Source organism: Streptomyces sp. PCS3-D2 (assembly GCF_000612545.2).
Lineage (GTDB): Bacteria > Actinomycetota > Actinomycetes > Streptomycetales > Streptomycetaceae > Streptomyces.
The window spans coordinates 7,156,009-7,177,064 of the sequence record NZ_CP097800.1 but is presented as its reverse complement, the minus strand read 5'-3'; the positions used below and the strand labels follow the sequence as shown (position 1 = coordinate 7,177,064).

The window sequence follows — 21,056 nt, the reverse complement described above, 5'->3', positions numbered from 1 at the left end:
GACGGAGCCCGTGGCAGGCCGACCGCGCTGCAGCAGACCCTGCCGGAGCCCTTCGGCGGTCTCGGCCCGGGCATGCGCACGCCCGGGAAGCGGGGCGCCCCGGCCACGGGAGCGCCCGGAACCGGCTGCCCGGGCGGATCGCGGTACCGGGAACTCTCAGGCCAGGAAGCGCTCCAGGGCCTCGCGGGCGCGCGCGTTCGAGACCGCGGCCTCGGTCAGGGCTCGGGCCAGACGGTCGACCCACTCGTCCAGTTCGACCCGGCGCCGGGAGAGCACGATGCCGCGTACCTCATGCAGGACCTCCCCGGTCACGCGCCCGTGGTCCGTCCGCAGTCCGAGCCTCTGTTCTCCGAGCACGACGTCCAGTTCCACGACGGAACCCTCCCGCCCGGCCACCCGCTCCGCCAGGGAACGCCTGCGCCGGACCCGCACGGCGCCGGCCGGCAGCGAGTCCGACAGGTTGGCCGACAGTACCCGCGCGTACAGCTCCAGGTCGGCGCTGTCCCGTCGCAACGCCGCAGCCAGCAGTTCCACGTCCGCCTCAGGCATCGAGGCTCACCACCACGGTGGGACGGTCGATGACGTGCGCGTCGCGCAGCGGGCGCACGGCCGTCCCGATGGCGAAGAACTCGGTGGTGTGGCCTCCCCAGCCGTGGGTGTGCTGCTTCAGCTGCACGGCCACGATGCCTTCGGCCTCCAGGGCCTCGCCTTCCGCCCGCATGCGGCTCATGGCCAGTTCGCGCGCGTCGTAGAGCGCCTGGGTGAAGGGTTCGATCTCGACGTTGCGGCCCGCGTTGCCCAGCACCTGGGTGAAGCGCTGGTGTGCCACGTGGTAGACGCACGACCCCATCACGAGGTCCAGCGGCGCGTAGCCGGCCCGGATCAGCGTCCAGAACTCCTGGCCTGACAGATCCGAGGTGAAGGGCCTGCCCTTGTTGTTGAGCCACGTCCCGCCCGGCCCCGGGTCCGCTCCGTCCGCCTTGACGGCCGTGCCCACCGCGATGAACTCGGCGATGTCCGAGCCGAACTCCTTGAACTCGATGTCCAGCCGCACGCCGACGATCCCGTCCGCCCCCACGGCACTCGCCTCGGCCTCCATCCGACTCATCGCCAGCTCGCGGGCCTGGTACATGGCCTGTGACAGCTTGGTCAGTTCCTGGTTCTTCGACCACCGGCCGAGCTGGAGGCCGACATGGTGGACGGACGTCCCGAGGACCAGGCCGAGCGGGCGGAAGCCGGCCTCGCGCACCAGCAGGAACTCGTTCACCGTCAGGTCCGAGGTGAAGAGCGAGCCCTTCTCCCCCGACTCCGGCCCGGAGAGCCTGCGCATGGCGTCCTCGGCCACGTCCTGCGCCACCGCCGGCGCGGACTCCCCGCGTACGTCCGGCCCCGTTCGTTCGGTCATGTCAGCCCTCGCGCTCCAGTCTCATGATGGTCAGTGGCGGTCTGGTGCCGGCGGGCCGTTCGGAGCGGCCGAACCGGGCGATGGAGGTGCCGACGAAGAGCGCCTGCGCGGTGAGGTCGCGCGTCGATCCGTAGCCGGGGCACTCGTTCTCCCCCACCCGCAGCTCCAGGTCGTCGACCACCACTCCGTCGCCGCCGCACTTCCGCGCGTCCGCGACCAGCTGTTCGCGTGCCTCCCGGCGGACGTGGCCGATCAGAGCGGTGTAGCCGCCGACCTCTTGGTTGCGGGCGGTGAGGGGGATGCGGAAGGAGGTGCGCCAGTCGTCGTGCCGGGTCGCGAGGGCCAGGCCGAAGGCGAGTCCGACCGGGACCCACCCGGCGTGCAGGAGCCTGGCGAAGTCCTGGCCGTTCAGGTGCGACGTGAAGGGGGTACGGGGCCGAATGCGCGAGCGGGCCCGGACCGCCGTGCCGCGCACCGTGAACTCCGTTCCGCCAGCAGGGAATTCACCGACCCGCAGTTCCACGCCGACGATCCCGTCGCCGCCGAGCGCGCCGCATTCACCCACCGCCCGGGCCAGGGCCGATCTGCGTGCCGCGTACATCGTCCGCGCCAGCGGCGACAAGGAGGAGGCCCATCTCGACGACGGCACCCGGTTGGTGTCGCCGGTCGCGGGCCAACTGCCGGGGCAGCCCCAGACACCGGTGTACCCGATGTTGAAGACGGCGGTGCCGAGCACCTGCCCGACCGGCTCGAACCCGACGTCGCCGATGGCCGCGAACTCCCGGGCCGACAGGGCGGAATCCCAGGTGGTGGCCGGCCGCACCCGCGCCGCCGGTCCGGCGGCGCCCGGCAGACCGACGTTCTCCCGACGTACCATCGCCCCCGCCATCAGCCTGCCGTCTCACCGCGCCCATCGCGCGCCCGTTCGGCAGGGTACGTCATCGGCGGGATCGGTGGGATCGGCGGAACGGTGGGGCGCGGCTGAGCCGCCGGAGCGGTGGGGCGCGAGGGTGACGGCGGTACCTCGGCCGAGACCGGACCGGCAGTCCCGCGCGACGCCCTACGAGGCGCCCGGCTGCCCGGTGCCGGGCGGCGCGGAGCGCGGTTCGCGGGCCAGGACGCCGGGCCACCAGCTACGCGGGCCGATGTCGATCACGAGGGCCGGCACCAGCAGGGACCGCACGACGAGGGTGTCCAGGAGGACGCCGAAGGCGACGATGAAGGCGATCTGGACGAGGAAGGCCAGCGGAATCACCATCAGCGCCGCGAACGTCGCGGCGAGCACCACGCCGGCCGAGGTGATGACGCCGCCCGTCGTCGTCAGGCCGCGCAACACCCCTTGGCGTACGCCGTGGACGAGGGACTCCTCCCGAACACGGGACATCAGGAAGATGTTGTAGTCGACTCCGAGTGCCACGAGGAAGACGAAGCCGTACAGGGGTACCGAGGCGTCCGTGCCGCTGAACCCGAGCAGGTGCTCGAAGACGAGTGCGGACACACCCAGGGTGGCCAGGAAGTTCAGGGCCACGGTCGCGACGAGCAGGACCGGGACCAGCAGGGAGCGCAGGAGCAGGACGAGCACGAGGAGGATGATGCCGAGGACGACCGGGACGATGACGGTTCGGTCGCGGGCCGCGGTCTGTCCGGTGTCGTACTGCTGGGCCGTGTAGCCCCCGACGATGGCGTCCGCCTCCGGCAACGCGGCCAGCCGGGTGCGCAGTTCGGCGATCGTCTGCTGCGCGGAGTCGCTGTCGGCAGCCGCCTCGAGGGTGGCGTCGACGCGGACCCGGCCGCCGACGGCGAGGGGCTCGCCTTCGCCCGGCCGTCCGGAGGCCGTCACGGCCGCCGCCGAGGCGACGCCGGGGGTCGCGCGTACGGCAGCCTGCACATCGGCGGCATGGGCGGAGTCGGCGATGATCACGGCCGGCTGGCCCGATCCGCCGGGGAAATGTCGGCCGAGCGCCTTCTGGGCGGCGACGGAAGGGGCGTCCTTGACGAAGATCTCGTCGAGCGGGACACCGCCCGAGGACAGGGCCGGAGCGAAGGCCGCCAGGACGAGCAGGAGCAGGGACGTCGATGCCCAGACCCGGCGGGGCGCGCGGTCGATGACGGCCGCGATGCGGCGCCACACGCCGTGCCCCTCGGCCGGAGCTCCGCCGGCCTCGGGCGTGGCGGGCCAGAACGCGGCCCGGCCGAGCAGGACCAGTACGGCGGGCAGGAACGTGAGGGTGGCCAGGACCGAGCAGACGATACCGATGGCGCCGACCGGACCCAGGGCCTGATTGTTGGTCAGGTCGCCGGCCAGCAGGGCGAGCAGGCCCAGGGCCACGGTGGCGGCGCTGGCGGTGATCGCACCTGCCGAGCGACGGACTGCAGCCAGCGCCGCGGCCGTACGGTCGCCCCGGGCGGCGAGTTCCTCCCGGAACCGTGCGGCGAGCAGCAGCGCGTAGTCGGTCGCCGCCCCGATGACCAGGATGGACAGGATCCCCTGCACCTGGCCGTCCACCCGCACGATGCCGCGGTCGGCCAGGGCGTAGACGACGGCGCAGGCCAGGCCGAGGGCGAACACCGCGCTGATGATGATCACCAGCGGGAGCAGCAGGCTGCGGTAGACGAGCAGCAGGATCAGGAGCACGGCGCCGAGCGCCACGCCGAGCAGCAGGCCGTCGATGCCGGAGAAGGCGTCCGCGAGGTCGGCCTGCGTGGCCGCCGGGCCGGCGATGCGCGCGCTCAGACCTGGTACGGAGGCCGCCGCCGCGCGCACCTCGTCCAGGACGGTGGGCAGCTCGTCACCGAGGTCCGGGGAGAGCGGCACGACCGCCTGGAGGGCCTGGCCGTCCTGTGAGCGCAGGGCGGGGGTGGGAGGCGCGACGACGCCCGCCTTCCCGGCCAGCGAGGCCAGGGCGCGGGTGGCCCCCTCCTGCTGGGCGTCGGTGACGGAGCCGCGGTCCGACTCCTGCCAGACGATGATCGCGGGCACCGACTCGGACCGTTCGAAGGCCCGGCGCTCCTCCAGCACCCTGGTGGATTCCGCGCTCTGGGGCAGGAAGGCCGCCTGGTCGTTGGTGGCGACCTCGCCGAGCCTTCCGGCGTAGGGGCCCAGGGTGCCGCCGATCGCCAGCCAGGCCACCAGCAGGACCGCCGGCACCAGCCGGCGCAACCACCACGACGGGTTCCTCATGGACACGACTCCCACTCCCTCGATCATAAAGTATCTCAACGATCGAGACATCATATGCTGAGGAGATGCGCAGCGCCGGCACACCCCCGAACGACCTTCCGCCCGACGACCCGATCGGGCTGCAGTCCTTCGCGGTGCTGCTGCGTGCCATGAACGCCGAGTTCAACCGGATCGCCCAGGAGTTCGCGCACTCCCAGGGCCTGCACCTGACCGACGTACAGGCTCTGATCGCCGTGCTGGACGCCGAGCGGGACCAGGAGGCGGGCCCCATGACCCCCGGACGGCTGGGCGCCCACATGAACCTCACCTCGGGCGCGACGACGGCCTGCCTGGACCGGCTGGAGAAGGCCGGCCACATCCGAAGGGTCCGGGCGGCCGATGACCGGCGCGTGGTCCACATCCACTACGCACCGGCCGGGCGCGCGGCAGCGCGCGAGTACTTCCGGCCGCTGGCCAGGTCCACCGACGCGGCGCGCGCCCGCTTCAGCCCGGACGAACTGCACACGGTGGTGCGCTTCCTGAGCGAGATGAACGACCAGCTGTCACGCGTGCGCCGCTGAGCGCCTCCCGCGTCGTGGAGCCGGCGCCGACGTCTGCCGGCGGACCGCCCCACGCGCGGACGCACCCGGGTGCCCCCATGCCCCGTCCGGGTGGAATCTTTCCCTCGACCGGGGATCCCCGCTGATCACATGGGGTGAAAGGAACCCGCCGGTCGTTTCCCGACCCCCTGCGGGAGGCGTTGACGGGGACGTGAATACCTCAAGCACCGCCCCGATACTGCCCGCCCCTCGCGCGACCGGGGCCCCGCCCTCCGTGCACGATTCGGGCGCGGACCCCGCGCCCGGCGTCATACTCATCCGCTCCTGCACCACCCTCGGCGCCACCCTGGTCGCCCACCTCGCGGGCGAGATCGACCACTTCAGCGCCGCTCCGCTGCGGGCGTTTCTGGCCTCGGCGGCCGACCGCGGTCACACCGGGCTGGTCCTGGACTGCTCACGGGTCACCTTCTGCGACTCCGGCTTCCTGGCGGCTCTGGACGGGTGGCCCCGACAGGGACGCCGCCTCAGGCTCACCCACCGCTCCCGGGCCGTGGAGCGCCTCCTGCACGCGGCGGCCGGGACGGCACGGCTTCCGCTCGGACCCGCCGGCCACGGCCGCCCGGCGCCCCCTCTGCCGAGCCCCACGGGGTAGCCGACGCAACGGTGGTGGGGCCGCTCGCCCCGCGGGCCCACCACCGGCACCGACCACCCCGCGCCCCCCTGCGACGGCACCGCGCCCTGCCCGGGACGACGCGCGTGGGGCGGGGCGGGGTGGGGTGGGGTGGGGCACCGAATCAGCCGAAGCTTCGCCGTCGTTCCCTGGTCTGCTGCGGTGGGATGTTGCGCAGTCGACGGGCCGGGGGCCGGCCCGATTCGCTCCCGCGGGGGTCCTCCCCACCGGACCGGTCTGCGGTCTGGTCGGGTGGCGCGGGTGCAACCGCCGGGAAGAGTGCGATCGCGGCGACGGACGCCGCCACCACGACGAGGATGATTGCAATGCTCACGGACATGAATCCCACCTTTCGCCTTGACCTTTACACCTTGTGGCTACTCAGCGTTTCCAGAATCCACGGCTCTAAACACGTTGAGTGATAGCGGAGCGCGTTACGCCGCCTCGCCCCGCAGGTGGGCGCCCCCGTCTCCGTCCGGGCGCCGATCCCCTCTCGGGCAAGCCGACTTCGGCCCGCGGGCAGCGCGGACCACCCCGCCGCCCGCCGACCGGCACCTCTCGGCCAATCCCGCCAACCGCTGCGCCGTGCACGCGACTTGGGCGCACCGGAGGCCGCAATGGGCCCACCGACCGGCTCCGAGCTGCACGGACGCGCTCTGCCGGGGCTCCCGCCGGCCCGGCCGGGGACTGCCGACACGACCCCGACTCCCTTACGTTTTCCGGCAGTCGGGCGATCAGGGGCCCGCACACTAGCGGATCGAGCTCCATATCCTGCCGAGAAACCTGATGTTCGCCACGATCCTGGCCGCGGGCGCGTAGCGTCCCTCCTGCAACCCGGTCGGAGACGTGAAGCCGACCAGGGCCGTGAAAAAACGAGGAGGCTGCAATGGTGAACGTGGAGACGTCCCTGAAAGAGGCGATGACCTCGATCGAGGGGAGCGTCGGCGCGGCACTGGTCGACTACACGAGTGGCATGGCCCTCGGCATGCTGGGGGGCGGCAAGGACCTCGACCTGACGGTCGCGGCAGCGGGGAACACCGACGTGATCCGGGCGAAGGCCCGGACCATGGAGATGCTGGGCATCAAGGAGGACATCGAGGACGTACTGATCACCCTCGGCAGCCAGTACCACCTCATCCGACTGCTCAAGGGGCGCGGGGGCAACGGCCTGTTCCTCTACATCGTCCTGGACAAGGGCAAGTCGAACCTCGCCATGGCCCGGCACCAGCTCAAGCGCATCGAAGCGGACCTGGAACTCTAGCCGCCCGTACCCCGCATCTTTTTTTGCCCACGAATTGAAGAAATCTTCAACTCGGCACATCCGAATTCAGTCAGCGCCGGGTAGGGCCAAGCCGGGGTACAGGAGAATGGCTGGTCATGGTCAACGGGGGCGGGCCCGGCGGAACCGGACGCCGTCCCCGTCCATAGGTCGGAACCCGGGTAGGAGCGTTGCCACATGCAGGTCCCGCTGTACCAGGCCAAGGCGGAGTTCTTCCGGATGCTCGGACACCCCGTCCGCATCCGCGTACTCGAACTCCTCCAGAACGGCCCCGTACCCGTGCGCGAGCTGCTGAACGAAATCGAGATCGAACCGTCCAACCTCTCGCAACAGCTGGCGGTACTGCGCCGGTCCGGCATCGTGGTGTCCATACGTGATGGATCCACGGTCAGTTACGCCTTGGCCGGCGGCGATGTGGCAGAGCTCCTGAGAGCCGCACGACGCATCCTCACCGAACTCCTGGTGGGCCAGAGCGAACTGCTCGCCGAGCTCCGGCACGCCGACACCTCGGTCCACTCGGGCCCTCCGTCGCTGTAGCCGGGCGCCAGCACACGAAGCCGCCGGGGCACCTCTGTCGAGATGCCCCGGCGGCTTCGTGCGGGGTGGCGCGTCGGCCCTGCCTGCGGCGCGTCAGGCCTGGCAGAGGCCGCGCGCGTAGTCGTACGTCGCGGTGGCCTGCGAGTAGCGCCACTGCGGGTCCAGCAGGTCGCTCCTGAGCTGTCCGGCCGCGGTCGGGCTCTCCACGATGTAGCCGAAGTCCTGGAGCCAGGACGGGTAGAGGTTCTTGGATCCGATGTAGAAGGCCGCTCCGTCCACCGAGACCAGCTTGTGGTGCTGGGCGTAGGGCTTGCCGTCCGCCCACGTCGGTCGGTCGGACGCCCGGAACGTCGCCAGCTGGAGGTTCTCGCACATGGCCGTCCGCGCACGGCCACCGTCACCGGTCAAGGCCACCACCCGGCCGCGCAGCGCGTCGCTCACCTCGGAGAGGGCCTTGATCTGCGAGTAGCCCCCACTGCCGATGGTGCCGCGGTTCGCCGGGTCACTGACCACGATGCGGACCTTCACACCGGCGACGAGCTTGGCGGCGAGGGCGTCGTAGAGGCGCACGTCGTAGCGCGGCAGTGGCGGACAGGTGGCGTGGATGTCCTGCTGGGAGATCTCGATGTGCGAGGTCGCGCTGGAAACGAGGGCGCGCAGGGCACTCTCCTCCGGGTTGACGGTGTCATAGTCCCGGTCCGCGTTGGTCCTGTCGGGCACCCCGATCCCGCACTTGGTGTCGCCGGCCGTGGGCAGTACGGGACGGAACGGCGAGGTGGGGTCGTTCTGGCGGATGCCGACGCCGAGACCGCCCACGGCGAGCGCGGGTACGTTCCCGCCGCCCGCCGGGGAGGCGGGCCGGGGCAGGGAGGGCATGCAGTCCGCGCCGGGCGAGGCCGCGAACCAGACCGCGCTCCAGTTGCCCTTGTTGCGGCAGGTCCAGTCCCACAGGGAGTCCAGGTAGCGGCCCGCGGAGCCGGCGGCGGGCCCGGACAGCGCGAGGTCGACGTCGGCGACCGGGTGCGCGGTCTCCAGGTAGTCGTCCTTCCAGCTGTTGATGCCGCCGGTGATCACCGACCCGCCGTCCACCACGATCAGCTTGGAGTGGTTCCAGGAGAAGGCGGTCTTCGACGTGGTCATCGAGGCCACGTTGAGGGTGATGTTGGCCGCGGCGGCCGGGCCGAGCCTCCCGAGCAGTTCGTCCCGATAGGACGAGGGGATCACGGTGGAGTGGTAGAGGGGTGCGGCGCCCACCATGACGCGCACCTTGAGCCGGTTGCCCTTCTGCGCGGACTCCTGCAGACCCGCGACGATCGCGTCCTGGTAGCCGCCGTTGGGGAAGGGCGCGAGCGTCGATATGTCCACCGTCTCCCGGGCGGCCGCGATGTCCTGGCGCATCTTGTCCAGGAGGCGGCGCGATCCGGGCCGGTCGGTGCACGCGGCGTCGCCCCAGCAACCGGGTGTCTGGAGCAGCCAGTCGGCGCCGCCCGGGGCCGAGGAGCCGAACCGGTTGCCGGAGGTGCGCTCCCAGACCGAGCCCTCCAGGCCCGGTGACACCTGCCGCAGGGTCTGCTCGACCGAGTCCAGGTGCGGTGTGGGCGCCTCCGCGGCGTGGACGGGGGCGGCGGCTCCGAGGAGGGAGAGGCCGAGGGCGAGGGCCGACGTGGAGACGATGGCCGTCGTCCGGACGGTGCGTGCCAATGTGGGTCCTTGACTGGGGGGTGGCTGGGGCCGGGGGGCCGGCCGGGGGGCTGGGCCCGTGGCGTGGGTCGACCACGCCCCTGGCCTTGATCAACTCGCGCAAGTTACCAGTAGGTAGACCTCTGTTCACCTTCACCGGGCGAGTTCCGGCCACCTCGGTCGGCACGCGGGCGGGGCGGTGTCCAGCCGGCTGCTTCCGTACGCTGGTCGCATGCGTACGCGCCCCACTCTGAGCTGGACGCCCACCGATGACCTGCCGCCCGGGACCGCGGATCCGGGGCCGGTCGCCGACGCGCTGCGGGCCGGCGGCGTGCTGGTGCTCAGCGGGGCGGGCCTCTCCACCGAGTCGGGCATCCCCGACTACCGGGGTGAGGGCGGGAGCCTGCGCAGGCACACCCCGATGACCTACCAGGAGTTCACCGCGAGTGCGCGCGCGAGGCGCCGGTACTGGGCGCGCAGCCACCTCGGCTGGCGGACCTTCGGCCGCGCGGCCCCCAACGCCGGACACCGCGCCGTGACGGCGTTCGGGCGGCACGGGCTGCTCGCAGGAGTGATCACCCAGAACGTCGACGGCCTGCACCAGGCGGCCGGCAGCGAGGACGTGGTGGAACTCCACGGCAGCCTGGGCCGGGTCGTGTGCCTCGCCTGCGGCGCCTCCGGCTCGCGCCGCGACCTGGCGCGACGACTGGAGGAGGCCAACGCGGGCTTCGAGCCGGTCGCCCCACGGCTGAACCCGGACGGCGACGCCGACCTCACGGACGACCAGGTCGGGGACTTCTCCGTGGTGCCGTGCGCACACTGCGGGGGCGTCCTGAAACCGGACGTGGTGTTCTTCGGAGAAACGGTTCCCCCTCGGCGCGTCGAACGCTGCCGCGAGCTGGTCGACGGCGCCACCTCGCTGCTGGTCCTGGGATCGTCACTCACGGTGATGTCCGGCCTCCGGTTCGTCCGCCAGGCGGCCCAGGCGGGCAAGCCGGTACTGATCGTCAACCGGGACCCGACCCGCGGCGACCGCCACGCCGTGACCCGTGTCGCCCTCCCCCTGGGCACGGCCCTCACCACTCTGGCGGACCGCCTGGGCATCCCGGTCGACGGCGGGGACGCGTCGGTACGGGGACGCCCGCGGCCGCAGGCGTAGAGCCGCGGCAGCGACGGCTGCCACAGCGGCCGCCGGACGGCCGCACCGCCGACGTCCGTCATCATGGGGAGCGCCGTCAGCGGTGCAGGAGGAACACGAGGAGGGGGAGACGGGCGATGTCCGACGTACCGTCGGCCGGGACCACCGGGATGCTGCACCACGTGGAGATCTGGGTGCCCGACCTCGACCGGGCGGTCGCCTCCTTCGGCTGGCTGCTGGAGGCCATGGGCTACACGCCGTACCAGAGCTGGGGCGACGGTCGGAGCTGGCGGCTCGGCGCGACCTATCTGGTGTTCGAGCGGTCCCCGGCCCTCACCGACGACCACCACGACCGCTGCCGGCCCGGGCTGAACCACCTGGCGTTCCACCTGGAGGACGACGCGGCGGTGGAACTCCTGGTCGTCGAGGGGAAGCGGCACGGCTGGAGTTTGATGTACCCCGACCGCCACCCGTACGCCGGCGGCGAGCGGACCTATGCCGCGTACCTGGTGAACACCGACGGGTTCGAGGTCGAACTGGTGGCCGGCAGCCGCCCCGGGCCCGGCTGACGGTCCGGCCGCACGGCGTCCGGGCCGCCGCCGGGGGCGGGCGGGGAGCTCCGGCCGTGCCGGATCAGGCGGTCCGCGGGTGCCAGGGGATCTCGGCCCAGACCTGCTTGCCGCCGCTGAGCGGCACCGAGCCCCAAGCCGTCGCCGTCGCCTCGACGATGAGCAGGCCGCGGCCTCCGGTCGACTCCCAGCTCACCGACACCGGTTTGACAGGGCTGCGCGGCGACGCGTCGTTCACGGCGATCCGCAGCCGGTCGGTGGACAGGGTCAGGTCCATGCCCACCTCGCCCTGGGTGTGCGCGATCGCGTTGGTCACCAGCTCGGACACGATCAGCAGGGCCGTGTCGATCTCCTCCACCACTCCCCAGGACCGCAGCGTGCGCGCCGTGAAGCGGCGCGCGTGCAGGACGGCCTTGGGCAGGCGCCACACCGTCCAGTGGCTCCGCCTGGGCCGGCCGCCCGTACCGTCGTAGCGCAGCAGCAGCAGCGCCACGTCGTCGTCACGCCGGCCCACGCCCGCGACCAGGTCGTCGGCCACCCCTCCGACATCGACCGGGTCCGCCTCGGTGAGCGCCTCGCACACCCGGCGCATGCCCTCCTCCAGGGGCAGCCGTGCGGACTCCACCAGGCCGTCCGTCAACAGGACGAGCAGGGTTCCGGGGAGCAGTCCCGTCTCGGTCATGGGGAAGACGGCTTCCGCGAGCACGCCCAGAGGCGGCCCGCCCTCCACCGCCAACTCCTCGGCCACGCCGTCGGGATGGCGCAGCACCGGCGGCAGGTGGCCGGCCCGTACGACCCTGGCGATGCCCTCCTCCATGTCGAGGTCCACGTAGGTGCAGGTGGCGAAGAGGTCGGTCTCCATGCCGACGAGCAGCCGGTTGGCGCGCGCCACCACCACGTCGGGCGGGTGCCCCTCCACGGCGTAGGCCCTGACCGCCGTGCGCATCTGGCCCATGATGGTGGCGGCTCCGGCGCTGTGGCCCTGGACGTCCCCGATGACGAAGGCCACGTGGCCGTCGCCGAGGGGGATGACGTCGTACCAGTCCCCGCCGACCTCCAGTCCCGCGGTCGCGGGCAGGTAGCGGGCGACGGCGACCCCGCCCGGCAGCTCGGGGAGCTTACGGGGCAGCAGGCTGCGCTGAAGCATCGTGGCCAGTTCGTGGCCCGCGTCCAGAGCGTGGGCCCGCACCAGGGCCTGGCCCAGCAGGCCGGCGGTCGCGGTCAGCAGCGAACGCTCCTCGGGGGCGAACCGGTGCTCCTCGCCCCAGCCCACCAGGCACACCCCGACCATGCGGCCCTCGGCGGGCAGCGGCAGCACCGCGAGACCGCCGGGCCCGACGCCCTGGAGCCCGGGCTCCAGGGCCGCGCCCGGCGGCCACAGGCTCATGTGACCGGCGCGGAGCGCGCTCTGCAGGGTGGGCAGGTCGCCCAGTGACACGTCGGGCCACTCCGAGCGCCATTCCGCGCGCCAGGATTCCGGCCAGGCATCGGGTTCCGGGGGGTCGAGTGCGGTGACGATGAGGTGTTCGGGCTCCAGTTCGCCCACCGCGACGCGGGACGCGCCGAGCGGCTCGCGCAGGGCCGCGATCGCGAGCCGACTGACCTCCCGGATGGTCGCGGCCCCCGCGAGGGTGGCTGACAGGCGCTGTACGAGGGACACCTCGTCCGCGCTGGGCCGCAGGTAGGAGGCGTCGGCCACCACGCCCAGGACGCGCCGCGGGGCGCCGTCGGAGTCCACTTCCACCCGGCAGCGCAGGCCCAGCCAGCGCAGCTCCCCGCCCGGCCGGCGGATGCGAAACGCCAGCTGCTGACCGGTGGTGGCCAGCCGGTCGGGCTCGACGATCGCCATCAGCGCGGGCATGTCGTCGGGCACGGCGCAGGCGAGCAGGGTCTCCACCTGTCCGTCGAACTGCTCGGGAGACAGGCCGAGCAGTTCCAGCACGTGCGCGTGGGCCTCCATCCGGCCGGTGGCCAGGTCCAGGATGAAGGCGCCGCCCTGGTCGGGGACCAGTGACTGGACCAGGTGGGCCTGCGGGGCCCGGCGCCCGGCGAAGCGGGCGGCGACCGATTCGAGTCGGGCCGCCACCTGGTCGGCGTACAGCTCCAGCAGACTGCGGTCGTCGGCGCTGAAGCCCTCCCCCACGTCGCCCGCGACGATCAGGCAGCCGAGCTCCTGGTCGCCGTGTCCCAGGGGCAGGGCGCCCAGTGAGACCCGGGCCGGCGAGCTCGGCGCCCCGTCCCGGACCCGGCTGGGGAAGTGGTGGGGGTCCTCCTCGATGAACGCGGCGAGTTCCTTGGGGGTCAACCACAGCGGGCGCCCGGTGCGGAAGGCGTTGGCGGCCGGTGAATGGCCTGCGACGGCGAGGATCGCGGGCAGCCCGTAGAGGACCCCGCGGTTGCCGGTGAGCTCGGCCAGATGGAGTTCCCGGTCCTGGTCGGCGGCCACGTAGACGGCGGCGAGCTGCGCCCCGCAGAACGCAAAGCGATGTCTGCTCACTGTGCGTGTCGCCTCCTCCCGACGCCGTCCCGCCGAGCGCCCGCTCTCCCTCCATGCTGTCGCGCCCAAGACCTTTCGGGCGAGTCGGAGGGCGCCGGACAGGCCCTAACGCGTCCTGCGGGGCGCTGGAAGGGTGAGACGGGTGGCGGGGTCCGCGACGGGCAGGGCGACAGGGTCGGCGCCGTCGTGATCGTGTTCGACGTCGGCGAGCGGGCGGGTGCGTTCGGCCGCCTGGGCCAGCCACGGCCAGATCCGGAAGGGTTCGTCGGGCGCCGTCGCCGCGGACCCGGTGCCGCTGATCCACGTCGTGAGCGTGAAGCGGTGGTCCGCGAAGTGCCCACTGGGGCAGGTGGAGGGGACGACTTCGTGGAAGGCGCCGGCCGGGAAGAACACGATCGTGTCGTGTTCGGGCTCGATGGTGCGGTAGGAATCCGCCGGCCGGGCGCCGCCGTCCGCGAGCACGGTGTCGTACAGCCGGAGCCGGCCGCCGCCGAATCCCCGCGGGGCGCGGTGGAGGTAGTACACGGCGGACAGGGCCGTCGCGACGTCACGGACCCGTGAAGCGTCGGTGTGGATGCCGTAGTGGCCCCCTTCGCCGTGCGCGGTCAGGACCGTCCGGGTCTGTGTGAGCGCCGCCCGGTGGCCGAGGACCTCCTGGACGAGCGGCAGGCAGTCCGCCAGGTGCGCGCTGAACACGGAGCTCGTGACGGGCAGGACGAGTGAGCTGCGGCCCTTGTGGGAGACCTGGCCCGAGAGGGGGTCGAGGACCGTCCCCGCACGGAAGTCCGCCTCGCGGGAGATCGCGTACGACAGGAGGGTGGCGGCGCGTTCGGCGCCGAGGAAGTTCTCGAAGCGGCACACCGGTGCCGGGACCACGGGGGCCGTGGACCACTGGTCGGAGGGAGGCAGGGCCTGGGCGCCGATTTCCGCCGGGGTGGCCGATTCCATCGCGTATCCACTCATGGCCCGGAACCGTACGCGCGGTGGCGGGACCCGCCGTAGGGGCACATGGGGGCGCAAGGGAGAACACGGGCCGGGCGCCGTGCGCTTGCGGCGGGCTGGGCCCGCCCCCGCCGCACAGGGCCGCTCCCGGCGGCCAAGGGCGTACGCCGGCGCACACCGCCATCCGGCGGCCGCACGGTGCGGTGCGCGCGGGCGGGAAGGAAGATGGAGGAGAACCGGGCGACGCGAAGAGGTGAGCGCCATGACCCTGCAGACCCGCTATCCGCCGGTCACGGTGTCGGCCAGGCTGGACACGCCGCTGTCGCGCTGGCTGTGGCTGGTGAAGTGGCTCCTCGCGATCCCCCACTACGTCGTGCTGGCCTTCCTGTGGCTGGCGTTCCTGGTGGTCAGCGTGATCGCGTTCTTCTCGATCCTCTTCACCGAGCGCTATCCGCGTGCCCTGTTCGACTTCAACCTCGGAGTGCTCCGCTGGTCCTGGCGGGTCTCCTACTACGCCTACGGCGCCCTCGGCACGGACCGGTACCCGCCCTTCAGCCTGGGCCCCGAGCACGACTACCCGGCCCGGCTGGACATCGTCTACCCCGAGCGGCTCTCCCGCGGCCTGGTCCTGGTGAAGTGGTGGCTGCTGGCCATCCCGCAGTACCTCGTCATCGGCCTGTTCACCGGCGCCGCGCACTCCGGCTGGTCGGCCGGCGGTCTGATCGGACTCCTCGCCCTGATCGCGGTCGTCACCCTGGCCTTCACGGAGAAGTACCCGCGCGACCTGTTCGACCTGCTCATCGGCCTCAACCGGTGGGTGCTCCGGGTGACCGCCTACGCCTCCCTGATGACGGACGCCTACCCGCCGTTCCGTCTCGACATGGGCGGCGACGAGCCCGGGGACGCCCCGGTCTGAGGCGGCGGCCCCGACGCCGGCCGTGCGGCTGCCCGGCTTCGGAGGGACGATGAGGGCGGGCAGGGCCGCATCGGCCGGAGCCGGGACGGGCGGAGGAAGACCATGCTGGGAGACAGCAGGGCGTTCAGCGGCTTTTCGGTCGACAGCATCGACGCCGCCAGAGAGTTCTACGGCTCGACCCTCGGCCTGCGGGTCTCCGAGGACAACGGGATGCTGTCCCTCCATCTCGGCGGTGACACCAAGGTGCTGGTGTACCCCAAGGAGAACCACGTCCCGGCCACCTTCACCGTGCTGAACTTCCCGGTACCCGACATCGACCGGGCCGTCGACGACCTCGGCGCCCGCGGTGTGGCCTTCGAGCGCTACGACGGCTTCGGACAGGACCCGAAGGGCATCTCGCGCACCGCAGGCGGCCCCCCGATCGCCTGGTTCAGGGATCCGGCGGGGAACGTCCTGTCCGTGCTGGAGGCGAGCGGCTGACCCGCGCAGGACACCGGACCATGGCGTCGGACCCGTCGGACCCGTCGGACCCGTACGGCCCCCGGGCACGGATGAGCGCCATGGAGGAGGCCGTCGACCGGATCGGGACGTCCTCGGACGAAGTGTCGGTCTGGCGGGAGCTCGCCGAGTTCCTCGTCGACGGCCCGTGCGACGCCGTGGCGGTGGAGCTGACGGGCGGCCGGAACGGCCCGGGCGGTCGGGTCGCCGCCGCGGGCGACACGGCGGGCCTCCTCGACCCTCCGCACGGTCCGCCCGCTTCCACGCACGTCGTCCCGGTGCCCCTGGCCGGCCGGGGCGAGGTCTACGGACGGCTGCTCGCGGCCCGCGCGGACACCGCCTTCGGCGCCGACGAGGCGGCGACCGTGCGCTTCGCAGCACGCCTGGCGTGCGTGCACGTCGGGCACGCACGCCGGCTGGCGGCCACCGAGGAGATCGCACTCGACCTCCAGCGTGCCCTGGTCGCCGAGCCCGGCCGGCCGCACCCGAACCTGGAAGTCGCCAGCCGCTATCTGCCGATGGGCTCGCGCGCCCTCGTCGGCGGCGACTGGTTCGAGACCGTACGGCTCCACTTCGGCCGCACCCTGCTGGTGATCGGGGACGTCATGGGCCACGGCCTGGAGGCCGCCGTCGACATGAACGCCTACCGCTCCACCCTGCGCGACGTGGCCTCCACCGATCTCGCCCCGCACCGCGTGCTGCGCCAGTTGGACACGCTGGCCGCCGCCGAGGACGACCGCCGTCCCGCGACCTGCCTCCTCGTCCGGGTCGATCCGGCCCGCCGTACGGCTGCGTACGCGAGCGCGGGTCACCTGCCGCCCGCGGCCTTCACAGCGAACGGCCCGGGGACCCTCCTCGACGTGCCCGTCGGCCCGCCGCTCGGCACCGGCATCGGCGACTACGAGGCCGTCGCCCTGCCCTTCACCGCGGACCAGACGATCCTGCTCTACACGGACGGGCTGGTCGAGCGCCGCGGCGAGGACATCGACGCGTCCCTGGCCCGGCTCGCGGCCCTGAGGATGCCCGCCGGCAGCCGGGCCCCGGAGGTGGTGGACAGGGTCTGCACCGGCCTCGACGCGCGGCACGCCGAGGACGACGTGGCCGTACTCGCCGCCCGTCTCCGCCTCCGGCCGCCCCCGGAGGCGGCGGCGCGGTGACGGCTCCGCGGGCGTCCTGCGCGGTCGGGCCGCCGCCCTGCCGTCGGAACGCCGCCGGCGCCCGGAGTGCTACCCCAGCAGGTCCAGGAGGGGTGCCAGGCCGTGCGGCCGCCGCTCGACCGGCAGGTGCTCGACGAAGTGCACCGGGCAGCCGAGCGCGGCGGCGCCGCCGTCCGCGGTGCGGTCGTCGCCGACCATCAACACCTTCGACGGCGGCAGCCCGAGCCCGTCACAGGCCGTCCGGAAGATCAGCGGGTCGGGCTTCTGGACGCCGAGCTCGTAGGAGAGCACGTAGACGTCGACCAGTCCGTCCAGGCCGTGTGCGCGGAACACCGGCCGCAGGTCCCATCCGATGTTGCTCACGACGGCCACCGCGATGCCCCGTCGACGCAGTTCGCGCAGCGTCGGTGCGGTATCCGGGTAGGGCCGCCAGGCGGCCGGGCTCATGTGGCGGTCGTAGAGCGCCCGGGCCAGCTCGGCCGCCGGCTCCGGGAGGCCGGCCGCCAGCGCCAGGCCTTGGTAGGCCGCCCGATGCCGACGGGCGCTCACATCCCTTTCGTGCCACAGGGCTTCGAGGTCGGCGGGGACCTTCCGGGGCGCGCGGCCGCCCGGCAGGGCCCCGTACTCCGCGAGTCTTCCGGCCGTCTCGCGGAACTCCTCGTCGGACAGCCGGACGCCGGTGGCCGCCAGGCCCGCGCCGAGCCAGTCCTCGGTCGACTCGATGCGCAGCAGCGTGCCGGAGAAGTCGAACATCACACCTGTGATCATGTGGTGATCGTAGGTCAGGCAGGTCAGGCAGGTCGGGCAGGTCAGGCACCGGGCGGCCGCGCTCAGGTCGTGGGGTGCAGGCGGGACGGGGCCAGCGGCGAACGGGGCGCGGCGGCGTCGACGTTGGCCAGCGCACTGCCGGCGAGCCAGTCGCGCCAGTCCAGGTTCCAGTCGCCGAACCCGTTGCCGAAGGGGGCCATCGGCGGTCCCCCGCTGTTGACCACCTCCACGATGTCCCCCTCGCGGACCGCGTCGAAGAACCAGGCGGCGTTCTCGGTGCTCATGCCCGTGCAGCCGTGGCTGACGTTCTCCTCGCCCTGCGCCTCGACCGACCAGGGCGCGGCGTGGATGTACTCGCCGCTCCACGTCACCCGGGTCGCGTAGGAGACGGGCAGGTCGTAGAACTCCTTGGTGCCGCGCTCGATGCCGACCGTGTCGCCGCGCATGCGGACCTTGGACTCCTTGCGCAGGACGACCTTGATGCCGCTGCGGGTCCGGAAGCCCTCCTTTCCGGTGGTGACCGGGATCGTTCTGATGACCCGTCCGTTGCGGCGCACGGTCATCCGGTGGGTGGCGGAGTCGGTGACGGCCTCGATCCGGTCGCCGATGGTGAAACGCAGGTCCTCGGAGGGGCCGCCGTGGGCGTCCCCGACCTCGACCCCGTCCAGCCCGCTGCGGACGCGGACCACCGCGTGCGCGGGCCAGTAGGTGCGGGGCCGGAAGTGCAGGGTCGAGGCGTCGACCCAGTGCCAGGCGCCCTCGACGTGCGGCTGCGAGGTCACCTCCAGCGCCTGTTCCAGCCGGGCGCGCGCCACCGGGTCGTCGGCGGGTACGGGGCGGCTGAGGGCGGCCGTCACGATCTCGCCGGCCCCGTACGTGCCGGGGCGCGGCCCGAACTCGACGGTCAGCCTGCCGCCGTCCGCGGGCGGAGCGGTCCGGAAGGCCATCGTCACCGCGACCGGGTGACCGGCCGCGTCCTGCGCGCCGACCCGCACGGTGTACTCCTCCCCCGCGCGCAACGACTCGGTGTTCAGCCAGCGGTCACCGTGCGGGCCGAGTTCACCGGACAGGTGGCGGCCGTGCGCGTCGGAGACGGTCACGTCCGTGATGCGGCCCGGTTCGGTGAGGGCGATCTCCAGCGGCCCGCCGGAGTCCGTGGGCAGGGCCCGCGCCCAGGCGGCGCCGGCGACGGCGGGCTCCTCCAGGACGGAACCCACCCCGCGCGCCGTGGCCCGTACCCGCTGCTCCTGCCAGCCGTCGCACAGCCGGGTGCGGAACAGCCGGGCCGCGCACCGCCCTTCGCCGGCCTGGCGGGCCCCCTCCAGCACCCTTCCCACCAGCAGCGTGACCGCCGCTTCCCGCGGGGGGCCGGCCGAGGTCGCGTCCGCGGTGTCCGCATCGGGCCCCCGTCCCGGCGCTGCGGCGACGACCAGCATGGCCCCCGTCACCGCAGCCACCGCGCCCCACGTCGTGGTCGGTCGTGTGCGTCGCATTCGTGGCATAGCCGTATCAAACCGATGAGGAGCCAACCCGATGATCACGCGCTCGGCCCTGGGGCCGAACGGGCACCCGAAGTGAACTCGTACGGAGCACACTCCGCGGGAGGGTGGACGCGGCCGGACGGGGCCGCGGAAACCCGCGTGCCCCCGCGCGGCTCCGTACGGACAATGGCCCCATGTCTGTGCGCGCTGTACGTCAGGACGAACTGACCGCCCTCCAGGACATCGAGAGGGCCGCGGGGCTCTGCTTCCGGGACATCGGCATGCCCGAGATCGCGGACGACGAGCCGCCGCCGCTCGCCGTGCTCGCCGCCTTCCGGGAGGCGGGCCTCGCCTGGGTCGCGGTGGACGGGGCGGACGTCCCGGTCGCCTACCTGATCGCCGATCATGTGGACGGCAACCTCCACGTCGAGCAGGTGTCCGTGCACCCGGACCACTCCCGCCGGGGCCTCGGCCGCTCCCTGCTGGAGCGCCTCGCGGCGGTCGCGGTGGGCGGGGGTGTGCCGGCGCTGACGCTCACCACCTTCGCCGAAGTCCCCTGGAACGCGCCGTACTACGTCCGCTGCGGCTTCCGTCCCCTCGGCGAGGCCGCGCTGACTCCCGGCCTGCGGGAGATCCGGGCGCGTGAGGCGGCACACGGCCTGGACCGGTGGCCGCGTGTCTGCATGCGCCGCGACCTGTGACCCCCGGGCCCGCGCCCTGCTCTTCGCCGACCGCGAACCGGGGTCGCGGTCGGGTCGGCAGTGTGCTGGGGTGGGCCGATGGATCTCCTGATATTGGGCGGGACCGCGTGGCTGGGCCGTGAGATCACGCGGCAGGCGGTGGAGCGCGGACACGGTGTGACGTGTCTGGCGCGCGGCGAGAGCGGTGACGTCGCGCCCGGGGCGCGGCTGGTGACGGCTGATCGGAAGGCCCCGGACGCCTACGCCGGGCTCCTGGATCGCGACTGGGACGCCGTGCTGGAGGTGTCGTGGCAGCCGGCGTTCGTTCGCGACGCGCTCGTGGCACTGGCGGAGCGGACCCGGCACTGGACGTACGTCTCGTCCGCCAGCGCCTACGCCGACCACGGCACGGTCGGCGCCGACGAGTCGGCCGCGCTGCTGGCACCCACCGAGCAGCAGTACGTGGGACGGGAGGAGTACGGCGAGGCCAAGGTCGCCTGTGAGGCGGCGGTGCGCGCGGCGGTCGGTGACCGCCTGGTGGTCGCCCGGGCCGGCCTGATCGGCGGCCCCGGCGACCACACGGGGCGCTCGGGCTACTGGGTGGCCCGAGCCGCCCGCGCGGTGGATCGGCCGATGCTCGTACCGCGCTCCCCCGGGCTGCCGACGCAGGTGGTGGACGTGCGCGATCTCGCGGGCTGGATGCTCGACCTCGCGCAGAAGGGCACGGTCGGGACCTTCGACGCCGTGGGGCCCGTCGTGCCGTTCGACGAGTGGGTCGCCCTGTCGCGCCGTGTGGGCGGGCACGCCGGGGAGGTCGTGGAGGCGGACCCGCAGTGGCTCCTGGACCAGGGGGTGGCTCCGTTCATGGGGCCGGAGTCGCTGGCCATGTGGCTGCCGGACCCGCAGTGGGCGGGCTTCAGCGCCCGCAGCGGAGCCGCGGCGCACGCGGCCGGGCTGCGGCACCGGCCGCGTGCGGAGATGCTCGCGGACATCCTGGAGTGGGAGCGTTCCGAGGGCTTGGACCGCACCCGGCGGGCCGGGCTGAGTGCCGTCCGCGAAGGCGAACTCCTCGCCGCGCTCGACGGCTGAGCCGGGTCGGTCGCCCCGGGGGCCGGAGCG

At 73.1% G+C, this 21,056-nt stretch carries 21 protein-coding genes; 11 read left to right on the top strand and 10 right to left on the bottom strand.

The features are described 5' to 3' along the window. Positions 1 to 156: 156 nt before the first annotated feature. The 4 genes from AW27_RS32180 to AW27_RS32165 all read right to left on the bottom strand — a co-directional run bounded on the left by AW27_RS32180 (position 157) and on the right by AW27_RS32165 (position 4,586). Positions 157 to 549, bottom strand: coding sequence for a hypothetical protein (locus tag AW27_RS32180; RefSeq protein ID WP_037922304.1), 393 nt, complete (start codon positions 547 to 549; stop codon positions 157 to 159). Continuing rightward, positions 542 to 1,405 (bottom strand): heavy metal-binding domain-containing protein, encoded by an 864-nt coding sequence (locus AW27_RS32175; RefSeq protein ID WP_037922302.1) that lies wholly within the window; start codon positions 1,403 to 1,405, stop codon positions 542 to 544. Before AW27_RS32175 ends, AW27_RS32180 begins: the two co-directional genes overlap by 8 nt. 1 nt (position 1,406) lies before the next feature. Next, a complete protein-coding gene (locus AW27_RS32170) occupies positions 1,407 to 2,282 on the bottom strand; it encodes a heavy metal-binding domain-containing protein (protein WP_037922971.1) in 876 nt (291 codons plus the stop codon). 183 nt (positions 2,283 to 2,465) lie between these two features. Continuing rightward, positions 2,466 to 4,586, bottom strand: coding sequence for an MMPL family transporter (locus tag AW27_RS32165; protein ID WP_037922968.1), 2,121 nt, complete (start codon positions 4,584 to 4,586; stop codon positions 2,466 to 2,468). Between the two features lie 65 nt (positions 4,587 to 4,651). Here AW27_RS32165 and AW27_RS32160 point away from each other — a divergent pair, with 65 nt between their 5' ends. After that, a complete protein-coding gene (locus AW27_RS32160) occupies positions 4,652 to 5,146 on the top strand; it encodes a MarR family winged helix-turn-helix transcriptional regulator (protein WP_037922300.1) in 495 nt (164 codons plus the stop codon). Positions 5,147 to 5,399: 253 nt separating this feature from the next. After that, positions 5,400 to 5,777: an STAS domain-containing protein gene (locus AW27_RS32155; protein ID WP_037922297.1), complete on the top strand. Its 378-nt coding sequence runs from the start codon at positions 5,400 to 5,402 to the stop codon at positions 5,775 to 5,777. A gap of 142 nt (positions 5,778 to 5,919) precedes the next feature. Here AW27_RS32155 and AW27_RS32150 read toward each other — a convergent pair whose 3' ends face one another. Continuing rightward, the gene (locus AW27_RS32150; protein WP_157840252.1) at positions 5,920 to 6,129 is read right to left on the bottom strand and encodes a hypothetical protein; all 210 of its coding nucleotides are present in this window, start codon (positions 6,127 to 6,129) and stop codon (positions 5,920 to 5,922) included. A 552-nt stretch (positions 6,130 to 6,681) separates the two neighbouring features. Between AW27_RS32150 and AW27_RS32145 the strand changes: the two genes are divergently transcribed. Together AW27_RS32145 and AW27_RS32140 are read left to right on the top strand one after the other, a co-directional pair. Further along, a complete protein-coding gene (locus AW27_RS32145) occupies positions 6,682 to 7,056 on the top strand; it encodes a hypothetical protein (RefSeq protein WP_037922294.1) in 375 nt (124 codons plus the stop codon). A gap of 195 nt (positions 7,057 to 7,251) precedes the next feature. Then, a complete protein-coding gene (locus tag AW27_RS32140; protein WP_037922290.1) occupies positions 7,252 to 7,611 on the top strand; it encodes an ArsR/SmtB family transcription factor in 360 nt (119 codons plus the stop codon). A gap of 93 nt (positions 7,612 to 7,704) precedes the next feature. Here the strand turns inward: AW27_RS32140 and AW27_RS32135 are convergent, their stop codons facing one another. Further along, on the bottom strand, positions 7,705 to 9,312 hold the full coding sequence (locus tag AW27_RS32135; protein WP_037922288.1) for a phospholipase D-like domain-containing protein: 1,608 nt from the start codon (positions 9,310 to 9,312) through the stop codon (positions 7,705 to 7,707). A gap of 211 nt (positions 9,313 to 9,523) precedes the next feature. Between AW27_RS32135 and AW27_RS32130 the strand changes: the two genes are divergently transcribed. Both AW27_RS32130 and AW27_RS32125 read left to right on the top strand, forming a co-directional pair. Next, positions 9,524 to 10,450: an NAD-dependent protein deacetylase gene (locus tag AW27_RS32130; RefSeq protein ID WP_037922286.1), complete on the top strand. Its 927-nt coding sequence runs from the start codon at positions 9,524 to 9,526 to the stop codon at positions 10,448 to 10,450. A gap of 116 nt (positions 10,451 to 10,566) precedes the next feature. After that, positions 10,567 to 10,998, top strand: coding sequence for a VOC family protein (locus AW27_RS32125; RefSeq protein ID WP_037922284.1), 432 nt, complete (start codon positions 10,567 to 10,569; stop codon positions 10,996 to 10,998). Positions 10,999 to 11,062: 64 nt separating this feature from the next. Here the strand turns inward: AW27_RS32125 and AW27_RS32120 are convergent, their stop codons facing one another. Both AW27_RS32120 and AW27_RS32115 read right to left on the bottom strand, forming a co-directional pair. Further along, positions 11,063 to 13,495: a SpoIIE family protein phosphatase gene (locus AW27_RS32120; RefSeq protein WP_037922282.1), complete on the bottom strand. Its 2,433-nt coding sequence runs from the start codon at positions 13,493 to 13,495 to the stop codon at positions 11,063 to 11,065. Positions 13,496 to 13,600: 105 nt separating this feature from the next. Further along, a complete protein-coding gene (locus AW27_RS32115) occupies positions 13,601 to 14,458 on the bottom strand; it encodes a 2OG-Fe(II) oxygenase (RefSeq protein ID WP_078556509.1) in 858 nt (285 codons plus the stop codon). A gap of 241 nt (positions 14,459 to 14,699) precedes the next feature. Between AW27_RS32115 and AW27_RS32110 the strand changes: the two genes are divergently transcribed. The 3 genes from AW27_RS32110 to AW27_RS32100 all read left to right on the top strand — a co-directional run bounded on the left by AW27_RS32110 (position 14,700) and on the right by AW27_RS32100 (position 17,008). Continuing rightward, positions 14,700 to 15,353: a DUF4389 domain-containing protein gene (locus AW27_RS32110; RefSeq protein WP_037922280.1), complete on the top strand. Its 654-nt coding sequence runs from the start codon at positions 14,700 to 14,702 to the stop codon at positions 15,351 to 15,353. 102 nt (positions 15,354 to 15,455) lie between these two features. Beyond that, entirely contained in the window at positions 15,456 to 15,833 is a 378-nt protein-coding gene (locus tag AW27_RS32105) for a VOC family protein (RefSeq protein ID WP_037922278.1), read from the top strand. Between the two features lie 20 nt (positions 15,834 to 15,853). Continuing rightward, positions 15,854 to 17,008 carry a PP2C family protein-serine/threonine phosphatase gene (locus tag AW27_RS32100; protein ID WP_052030666.1) on the top strand — a complete coding sequence of 385 codons (1,155 nt, stop codon included), beginning with the start codon at positions 15,854 to 15,856 and terminating at the stop codon, positions 17,006 to 17,008. A 69-nt stretch (positions 17,009 to 17,077) separates the two neighbouring features. Here AW27_RS32100 and AW27_RS32095 read toward each other — a convergent pair whose 3' ends face one another. Then, a complete protein-coding gene (locus tag AW27_RS32095) occupies positions 17,078 to 17,776 on the bottom strand; it encodes an HAD family hydrolase (RefSeq protein WP_037922276.1) in 699 nt (232 codons plus the stop codon). A 62-nt stretch (positions 17,777 to 17,838) separates the two neighbouring features. Further along, positions 17,839 to 19,269, bottom strand: a complete 1,431-nt coding sequence (locus AW27_RS32090; RefSeq protein WP_236647651.1) for a L,D-transpeptidase — start codon at positions 19,267 to 19,269, stop codon at positions 17,839 to 17,841. 182 nt (positions 19,270 to 19,451) lie between these two features. On the opposite strand from AW27_RS32090, the gene AW27_RS32085 reads away from it, so the two are divergent. Further along, a complete protein-coding gene (locus tag AW27_RS32085; RefSeq protein WP_037922274.1) occupies positions 19,452 to 19,958 on the top strand; it encodes a GNAT family N-acetyltransferase in 507 nt (168 codons plus the stop codon). A 78-nt stretch (positions 19,959 to 20,036) separates the two neighbouring features. Next, on the top strand, positions 20,037 to 21,026 hold the full coding sequence (locus AW27_RS32080; protein WP_037922270.1) for an NAD-dependent epimerase/dehydratase family protein: 990 nt from the start codon (positions 20,037 to 20,039) through the stop codon (positions 21,024 to 21,026). Positions 21,027 to 21,056: the final 30 nt, after the last annotated feature.